General features: G+C 37.3%; 8 protein-coding genes and 1 pseudogene. All 9 read left to right on the top strand.

Annotation, left to right across the window (positions count from 1 at the left end):
* Positions 1 to 372, top strand: a pseudogene (locus tag ACESM9_RS12895) (M42 family peptidase); the annotation flags it as partial.
* A gap of 178 nt (positions 373 to 550) precedes the next feature.
* Positions 551 to 1885, top strand: coding sequence for an ABC transporter substrate-binding protein (locus ACESM9_RS12890; RefSeq protein ID WP_372999361.1), 1335 nt, complete (start codon positions 551 to 553; stop codon positions 1883 to 1885).
* 121 nt (positions 1886 to 2006) lie between these two features.
* Positions 2007 to 2864 carry a branched-chain amino acid ABC transporter permease gene (locus ACESM9_RS12885; RefSeq protein ID WP_372999358.1) on the top strand — a complete coding sequence of 286 codons (858 nt, stop codon included), beginning with the start codon at positions 2007 to 2009 and terminating at the stop codon, positions 2862 to 2864.
* Positions 2858 to 3874 (top strand): branched-chain amino acid ABC transporter permease, encoded by a 1017-nt coding sequence (locus ACESM9_RS12880; protein WP_372999355.1) that lies wholly within the window; start codon positions 2858 to 2860, stop codon positions 3872 to 3874. The genes ACESM9_RS12885 and ACESM9_RS12880 overlap by 7 nt, the downstream gene beginning before the upstream one ends.
* Positions 3875 to 3884: 10 nt before the next feature.
* A complete protein-coding gene (locus tag ACESM9_RS12875; RefSeq protein WP_372999352.1) occupies positions 3885 to 4592 on the top strand; it encodes an ABC transporter ATP-binding protein in 708 nt (235 codons plus the stop codon).
* A complete protein-coding gene (locus ACESM9_RS12870) occupies positions 4570 to 5271 on the top strand; it encodes an ABC transporter ATP-binding protein (RefSeq protein WP_372999349.1) in 702 nt (233 codons plus the stop codon). The genes ACESM9_RS12875 and ACESM9_RS12870 overlap by 23 nt, the downstream gene beginning before the upstream one ends.
* Before the next feature lie 391 nt (positions 5272 to 5662).
* Entirely contained in the window at positions 5663 to 5881 is a 219-nt protein-coding gene (locus ACESM9_RS12865) for a hypothetical protein (protein WP_372999346.1), read from the top strand.
* 207 nt (positions 5882 to 6088) lie between these two features.
* The gene (locus tag ACESM9_RS12860) at positions 6089 to 7180 is read left to right on the top strand and encodes a serine hydrolase (protein ID WP_372999343.1); all 1092 of its coding nucleotides are present in this window, start codon (positions 6089 to 6091) and stop codon (positions 7178 to 7180) included.
* A 209-nt stretch (positions 7181 to 7389) separates the two neighbouring features.
* Positions 7390 to 7953, top strand: a complete 564-nt coding sequence (locus ACESM9_RS12855; RefSeq protein ID WP_372999339.1) for a TetR/AcrR family transcriptional regulator — start codon at positions 7390 to 7392, stop codon at positions 7951 to 7953.
* The last annotated feature ends 207 nt before the right edge of the window (positions 7954 to 8160 follow it).

Genomic DNA, 8160 nt, shown 5'->3' with positions numbered 1-8160 from the left:
CAGCCGGATATAGGTATAGCTGTGGATATTACGCCTGCTCATGATTATCCCTGTGACTTGGAAGGAAGCAATACCTTGGGAGAAGGAACAGGCATAAAGGTATCGGATCCATCTGTTATTTGTGACGAGTATCTGGTAAGCGAGATGGTGAAATGCTGCGAGGAAAATGATATAAAGTATCAATATGATGTAATAGCCAAAGGAGGTACAGATGCCAGTTCAATAAATCTGTCCAATTACGGTGTAAGAGCCAGTGGCATATCAATAGTAACCCGATATCCCCATGGCCCTAACAGTATGGTTAACATGGGCGATGTGGAGGCTTCCATAAAGCTATTAAGCAAGTATGTGAACAGAAAGTTTGAATTTTAATAGAATAATAATTTAATTCACCCCCTGAGCCGGAGCAGTTTTGCTTCGGTTTTTATTTTGGCTTCAGATAATTGTATATATATTCATATTTTTGTTATATACATTGACTAGTATGAATATATTTTTTTGAGGGCAAGTCTAAATTCAAATATATTTTAATAAAAATGGGGGGTATATTATGAGGTCAAAACTAGCATTATTGCTTGCCGTTGTATTTTTAATGGCTTCTTTACTTATGGGCTGTGGAGCACAACAACCTGGACCAACTGAAACTCAGGAAGAGGCAGAAACACCGGCAGAGACTGAGCAACCAGCAGCGGTTGAAACTGTTAAAATTGGCGCCATACTGCCTTTGACAGGCGGTGCTGCTGCTACAGGAGTTAAGCTACAAGCAGCTATGGAGGTTGCACAGGATATTATAAACGGAGAATATCCTGAACTAGCAAAAGTTCCTTTAGCCAAAGAAACAGGATTGCCAAATCTAGGCAATGCCAAACTTGAGATTGTGTTTGCAGACCATCAGGGGAATCCTGAAATGGCCAAATCTGAAGCTGAAAGGCTCATAGAGCAAGGAGTAGCAGGATTGGTTGGCTCATATCAGAGTTCTTGTACAAAACCTGCCAGCCAGGCAGCAGAACAATATGGGGTACCCTTTGTTGCCGGATCCTCATCATCAGCAGCCTTGACAGAGAGAGGACTTAACTATTTTGTGAGAGTTGCTCCCAATGATGATATAGAAACAGCAATGTTCTTTGACTATTTGATACATCTCAATGAGAAGTACAATGCAGGAGTTAAGACAGTAGCTGTTGCTTACATAGACAATGAATTTGGAGTTCACGCTAAAGAAATGGTAGAAAAGTGGGTTAAAGAGAAATATGGAGCTCTTGGTTTTGAATTAGTAGGCGTTGTACCCTATGCAGTGGATGTAACAAATGTTGACACAGAGGTACAGCAGATTAAGAGCCTCAATGCAGATGCAATTTTTCACGCTTCCTATATTGCTGATATAACCATGTTTGTAAATAAATATAAGGAGTTTAAGGTTAATCCAAAGGCAGTGCTAAACTACTGCGGAGGATTCCAGGATACTCAGTTTGTAGTAAATCTAGGCAATGACGGGGATTATTTTGCTGGTGGTGCGGCCTTCTCCGCTGATAAACTGGGTGATATGCCAGAACTTGCTGCTATAAACAAAATGTATAAAGCAAAGACAGGTGCGGACTTAGACGGACCTGCCTTAGAGGAATTCGCATCAGTACTGGTACTTGCTGAAGCCATCAATATGGCAGGTAATCTTGATGGAGATGCCATAATGGGTGTCATCAAGAAGACAGAATTCAAAGCTCCTTACTTTGCTACAGGCGCCATTAAATTTGATGCTAAAGGACAGAATGAGATATTGGCTTCCTATGTTGTACAGACTCAAAACAAGGAATACCGAGCAGTTTATCCTGTTGAAATTGCTACCGTAGAACCTGTTGCTCCTATTCCTCAATGGGATAAAAGATAATTGCTGAAGCTGGTGAGTGTCAAAGAACGGTTAAGTTCAGAATGGACTTGGCTAACATTCAGAGGGTGTTGAATCACCCTCTGAATGAAGTCTCATTCAATAATTAAAAGGAGAAGGGCTTATGATAATAGGACAGATAATAGCTAATGGAATACTGATGGGATTTATATATGCTTTAGTATCTGTAGGGCTGACCCTTACCTGGGGTGTTATGGATATAATCAATTTTGCCCATGGTGAATTTTTGATGATAAGCATGTACACAGCCTTTTGGATGTTTTCGCTTTTCGCCATGGATCCACTGATAGCCCTACCTATTTGCACAATACTGATTTTTGTCATTGGAGTATTGACATACTCAGGAATCATTAGAAGGGTTATTAATGCACCAGGGTTGACTGCATTATTGGCTACCTTTGGATTAAGCATGTTCCTGAAGAACCTTGCTCAATTTCTGTGGACACCTAATTTCAGATATATTAACAATTCGTTGGTCTCAGGAAAAACCATTGAGCTTGGAAGTATTGTAATTGGTATGCCTCAAATAGTAGCAGCCTTAGCAAGTATAGTAATGACCATAGCAGTAATGCTTTTTATGGATAAAACTCGTACAGGCAAGGCTATTCAGGCAACTGCGTTGAACAAGAATACGGCTCTTCTGATGGGTATTAATACCAAGAAAATATATGCTATAACCTTTGGCCTTTCTGGTGCTTGTGTTGGAGCTGCAGGTGCACTTATGGCCACTTTCTTCCCTATTTATCCCGCTTCGGGAGCTTTGTATAGTGTGCTGGCCTTTGTCATTGTCGCTTTGGGGGGTTTTGGAAATATTAAAGGGGCCCTTTTCGGAGGGCTGATAATTGGCTTAGCTGAGGCATTAGGTGGATATATGCTTGGAACTCAATTTAAATATGCCATTGTATTCCTAATCTATCTGATTGTGATACAAGTTAGGCCGAAGGGGTTGTTTGGATGGTAAAGAATAAAAAATTATTATTTATAATAATTGCTATACTGGCTTTAATACCTTTAATAACAAGAGCTAAAGCCGTGCTTAATGCCATAATTCTCTTACTGATATTTGCTACTCTAGGAGAGGCATGGAACCTTATTACAGGCTTTGCTGGACAGACATCCTTTGGACATGCAGCATTTTTCGGTATAGGAGCATATACTTCTTCAGTTATTTTCTACCGCTATGATATCACACCATGGGTTGGATTAATATTAGGTGGAGTTATTGCAGCCGTAGTAGCTGCAATTATGAGCTATCCATGCTTTAAACTGAAGGGACACTACTTTGCAGTTGCTACGTTGGCTGCTGCAGAAATAATAAAGCAGATTTTTGTAAGCTGGGATTATGTAGAAGGAGCAACAGGCATATCATTGCCTATAATCCAAAGGTCTTCCGGTTTTGCCAAAAGATTGTTCTATCTACAGTTCAATGAAAAGATGCCCTGGGTATATATATGTCTAGCTCTGTTTGCCACAGTGATTTTCCTGTGTAGTTACTTGGAAAACTCAAAGATGGGCTATTATTTGAAGGCTATAAGAGAGAGTCATGAGGTTGCTGAATCCATCGGTATAAATCCTACTAATTACAAGCTTTATGCAATGTTAATATCTGCATTTATATCGGCTATCTGCGGTTCCATATATGCCCAGTATATACTTTACATAGATCCATTCATGATTTTCTCACTGGATATATCCATGAAAATTGTTTTACTGACAGTATTAGGCGGTGTAGGTAATGTTTTTGGACCTATAATAGGAGCGTCGATTTTCATTCCTCTTTCAGAACTCACCAGAATAAAACTTGGAGGCTCTGGTACAGGTGTGGATCTTATGATATATGGTTTGCTGATTATATTAATTACTTGCTTCCAGCCCAAGGGGGTTGTAGGAATAGTACAAAAGCTGAATGAAAAGTCTAAAAAGACCAATATTGGAGGTGAAGGTAAAATTGAAGCCACTTCTGGAAATTAAAAATATCACTATGAAGTTTGGTTCTCTTGTTGCCAATGAAGATGTATCCTTCACCATACATGAAAATGAAATAGTGAGCTTGATTGGGCCCAATGGAGCAGGAAAAACTACCTTGTTCAACTGTATAACAGGGTTTTATAAGCCTTATTGCGGCAATGTAGTTTATGAAGGCAAGAATATAACGGGCATGGCTTCTCATGAGATATGCAAGTTGGGTATCACTCGTACATTCCAAATTGTGAAAACATTAAATGAGATGACTGTAGAAGAGAATGTAATGACAGGTGCATTTTTACATACCAGCAGCCGTAAAAAGGCTGAGGAGATAACCAGGGAGACTTTGGAGATAACCGGACTGATACCTAAGAAAAATATCCTAGGGGCTAATCTTACTATAGCAGATAGAAAGAGAGTTGAAATTGCGAGGGCTTTGGCTACCAACCCCAGGATTTTGATGCTGGATGAATGCATGGCTGGTTTGAACCAGACAGAGATCAAGGATGTTATGAGCTTATGCCTCAAGCTCAAGGGAAAAGGGCTTTCTCTCCTTATTGTTGAGCATATAATGGAAGCCATTATGCCTATATCTGATAATATTGTAGTTTTGAATGCAGGTAAGAAGATCACTGAAGGTCCACCTCAGGAGGTTGTCAATAATGAAGAGGTAATTAAAGCTTATTTAGGGGAGCGATATCATGCTAAAAGTAAAAAACCTTAAAGTAGGATATGGAAATGTTCCGGTAATATTCGATTTCTCCTTTGAGGTTAAACAAGGTGAGATAGTTTCCGTAGTGGGTTCCAACGGCGCAGGAAAATCAACACTGTTAAAAACCATATCTGGCATACTTAAACCTACTGCAGGAGAAATTGAATATATGGGAGAACGAATTGATACCATTCCTGCATACAAAATAGTAGAAAAGGGAATCTCCCATGTGCCCGAAGGCAGACAGGTATTTGGTAAGATGAGTATCAAGGATAATTTGCTTTTAGGCGCATTTACCATAAGGTCTGAGGAGAAGAAATCAAAGCTTTTAAAAGATGTGTATGAGTTATTTCCCATATTAAAGGACAGGGAAAATCAAAAAGCTGAGACTCTAAGCGGTGGAGAACAGCAAATGCTTGCTATAGCAAGAGGATTGATGTCTGACCCAAAGCTTATGATGATTGACGAAATGTCATTAGGCCTGGCACCATTTTTGGTTGATAAGGTAATGGATACTTTGAAACTTATAAGAGGTAAGGTAACGGTGCTTCTAGTTGAGCAGAAGGTCCAGGAAGCTCTGGAATTAGCAGATCGGGGCTATGTGCTCCAAAATGGTCGTCTTGCTGTTGAGGGAACAGGGGAGGAACTTCTGGAATCTGACATTGTAAAGAAAGCATATTTGGGCTTATAGATAATTTAATGCAATAAAGGGCATCTTCCGATGTCCTTTTTGTGTGAAATAATGATTATGCAAGATATAAGGAGGAAAATGTAATTATTATACAAAAAAGTAATATAAGTTAACATATGGCTCAAATATGACTTCATAAGGGTTCTCATAGGATGTTATAGTTTTGATTTCAACTTTATAGAGAACTATAATATAGTTAAGGAAAAGGAGGCAATTATGTAAACCAAGCATATTAATGCTGGTTTGCTGATTACTCTGATAAAAATGATAAGTATTATATGATATTTAAAGGGTTTTTTTGTACCTCCTACACCTATACAGGGTAGGTGTTTTTTTTAGAACATGAGGTTGAATCTTAGCATTGAAAATCACTTAAGGAGGTGATTATCAAATGAAGTCAGATAAACATGAAGAAGATGGTTCTTGTAGATATCAATATGGCGATAAGATTAGACTTAATACAGATTGGTATCACAAAAATGGTTTTCCATATAAAAAAGGAAGCTGTTTCAAGGTTTATTACCAGCATTTTAATTGGGTTGTGACAAATAGAGGAGATTTTGATGTAGAAGATGTAGAGTTGGTTGAAGCGTACGCTAACGCTGTATAAGATGCTATTAGGTAAGTTTAGTCAAAGGCAATAGCTGGATTTACTTTTACTAAACATGCTTAATAGGAAGACAATGCTATGATTCTTCCTTGTGTATTTGTTTTATATAGAACTAGAATATTATGTTATATTTGCCCAGTCTTAAGCATATTTAGAATTCAGGAGGAATTTTGTGCTTCTGAATTTGCTAAAAGGCTGGGTGGTTTGGTGAATTACAAAAAAATTCTTGTACTAATGCTTACTTTTCTATTTTTATTCAACGGCGTTCTCTTTCGTTACTGCGGGGTAATTGCAGAGCCTCATGTTTCTGAGATTACTGTTGAAGGTAATGCTGCAAATGATGTGAGCGAGGATGAGATACCAATTGAGGGAGATGGCAAGAATCGGCTTCCCTTTGAAGGTTTGGTCAGTGATCCTGATTGGCAAGATGAAGAGGAGATATTAGAAGAGCAGGAGATGACAGAAGAGGAAAAGCAATTTATTGATGAGGTAGATGGTATAGTAAAAAAACATATTAATAATTTTACTAAAAACGGCGGTAGAGGAACCATTGGTATATATATAAAAGAACTAAAAACAGGCTATGAATATGACTATAATGGCAGCAAGCTGTCTGATGAATATGAAGGAGAAGGCTTTTTTCAGACTGCTTCAACATGCAAGATGGCGGCTGCAGCAGTGGTATATTATCTGAATAACATTGGTGAACTGGATATTGACAGAGAGTATACAGATGAAATAACAGGGACAAAATATAACATGAAAAAGCTCACCTATAAAATGATAACTCATTCAGTCAATGGATATTTTAATATCCTGCTCAGGCATTTCGGAAATGTTAAGCTTAATGAAGTATTCCAGGAGCTGGGCTTGAAGAATACGTATGTATACAGTGAGATTGGTCCTGCACCTGCCATGTCCTATAATAATAATATTAAGCGTTATGGCATCAGCAGAGGGCCCAGGACTACACCGAAGGATATGGGGCATATACTGGATTTGCTTTATGAGGGAAAAACCTTTGGAGAGGCTAACAGCAAATATTTTGACGAATCACTGAGAAATAATATATACAGCAACAGGCTGCCACAGGGTATAGGTTACAGGTCTCCGGTAGCCCATAAGACAGGAACTAATTCCCACGGAGTATATAACGATGCGGGAATAATATATCTAAAAGACAATCCTTATATAATGGTGGTTATGAGCTTAGGAAGCCAATCATCAGTACAATCCACATATCGGGCTATGGCAAAGGAAATATATGAGTATATGATAAAGCGCATTAAGGTTGAATAACAGAGCAAGCTCCTTCCAGTTGAAGGAGCTTTACTTTAATTCATATAAAGTATAAATTACCTTTTAAAATTTATAGAATTTATAGAATATTTCGATTTATATCTCTATAATTTTTGCATTGCATAGACAAAATATTGAATAATTGTTATTATTAATAATAGATATTGTTAATTATTTATTAAAAATGAGATAATATATAGGAGATATAAATGGAAACAAAAGAATTGATCAGAAAGACTGCTGTTCAACTGATTGCAAGAAATGGTCTCAGTCGCACTACGACTCCAATGATAGCGGAGGCAGCACAAATTTCTGTAGGAACAATTTATAACTATTTTAAAAATAAAGAAGAAATATTGGATTATATCTTTTATTGTGAATATATAAAAAGAGAAGCCTTTGTATCTGATTTAGAAAAAACAGATGCTACTATAATTGAGAAGATACAAAGATTAATTGAGTTCCATTATTCAACAATAAGAGATTATCCGGATGTGGCTAAAGTGATTATGCAAGAGGGCATGCTGCCTTCCAATCAAAAGTTAAAGTATGTACATAAATTACAAACATATTTGGTTGAAAAGTATATAGAAATGATTAAAAAAGCAAAGGAAAGAGGAGAAATATCTAATATTGATCCTGAACTTTTCGGTCTTGCTGCATTAAATGCAGTTCGAGGCGTTGCTTACACTATTCAAACTAAGATGGATATTTCAGATTACAATAAAGCTCTTGATGAATTAAAAAGATATATTGTCCATGCGCTACAATGATAGTAGTCATGGATTTTTTCATTAATAAGCGAACTGGGAAGGCAATATATCAACAATATACGACAGATATTTCACATAAAGACAAAATATTGACAAATTATTTTGTTGGTGATAGTATGAGTTTATATAGCAGGATTACCCAATAAATAGTAATGAAGGTAATCCTAGTATTGGAAAGATTATGAATGAAATTTCATTCAGTGGTGA

This window comes from Lutispora sp., assembly GCF_041687175.1.
Taxonomy (GTDB): Bacteria; Bacillota; Clostridia; order Lutisporales; family Lutisporaceae; genus Lutispora.
This window is presented reverse-complemented; position numbering and strand designations above follow the sequence as displayed.

What these genes read in the sequence shown, in the direction of transcription:
- ACESM9_RS12880 (WP_372999355.1), top strand. Translation starts at nt 2,858, where the DNA reads ATGGTAAAGAATAAAAAATTATTATTTATAATAATTGCTATACTGGCT.
- ACESM9_RS12885 (WP_372999358.1), top strand. Translation starts at nt 2,007, where the DNA reads ATGATAATAGGACAGATAATAGCTAATGGAATACTGATGGGATTTATA.
- ACESM9_RS12875 (WP_372999352.1), top strand. Translation starts at nt 3,885, where the DNA reads ATGAAGTTTGGTTCTCTTGTTGCCAATGAAGATGTATCCTTCACCATA.
- ACESM9_RS12855 (WP_372999339.1), top strand. Translation starts at nt 7,390, where the DNA reads ATGGAAACAAAAGAATTGATCAGAAAGACTGCTGTTCAACTGATTGCA.
- ACESM9_RS12865 (WP_372999346.1), top strand. Translation starts at nt 5,663, where the DNA reads ATGAAGTCAGATAAACATGAAGAAGATGGTTCTTGTAGATATCAATAT.
- ACESM9_RS12890 (WP_372999361.1), top strand. Translation starts at nt 551, where the DNA reads ATGAGGTCAAAACTAGCATTATTGCTTGCCGTTGTATTTTTAATGGCT.
- ACESM9_RS12870 (WP_372999349.1), top strand. Translation starts at nt 4,570, where the DNA reads ATGCTAAAAGTAAAAAACCTTAAAGTAGGATATGGAAATGTTCCGGTA.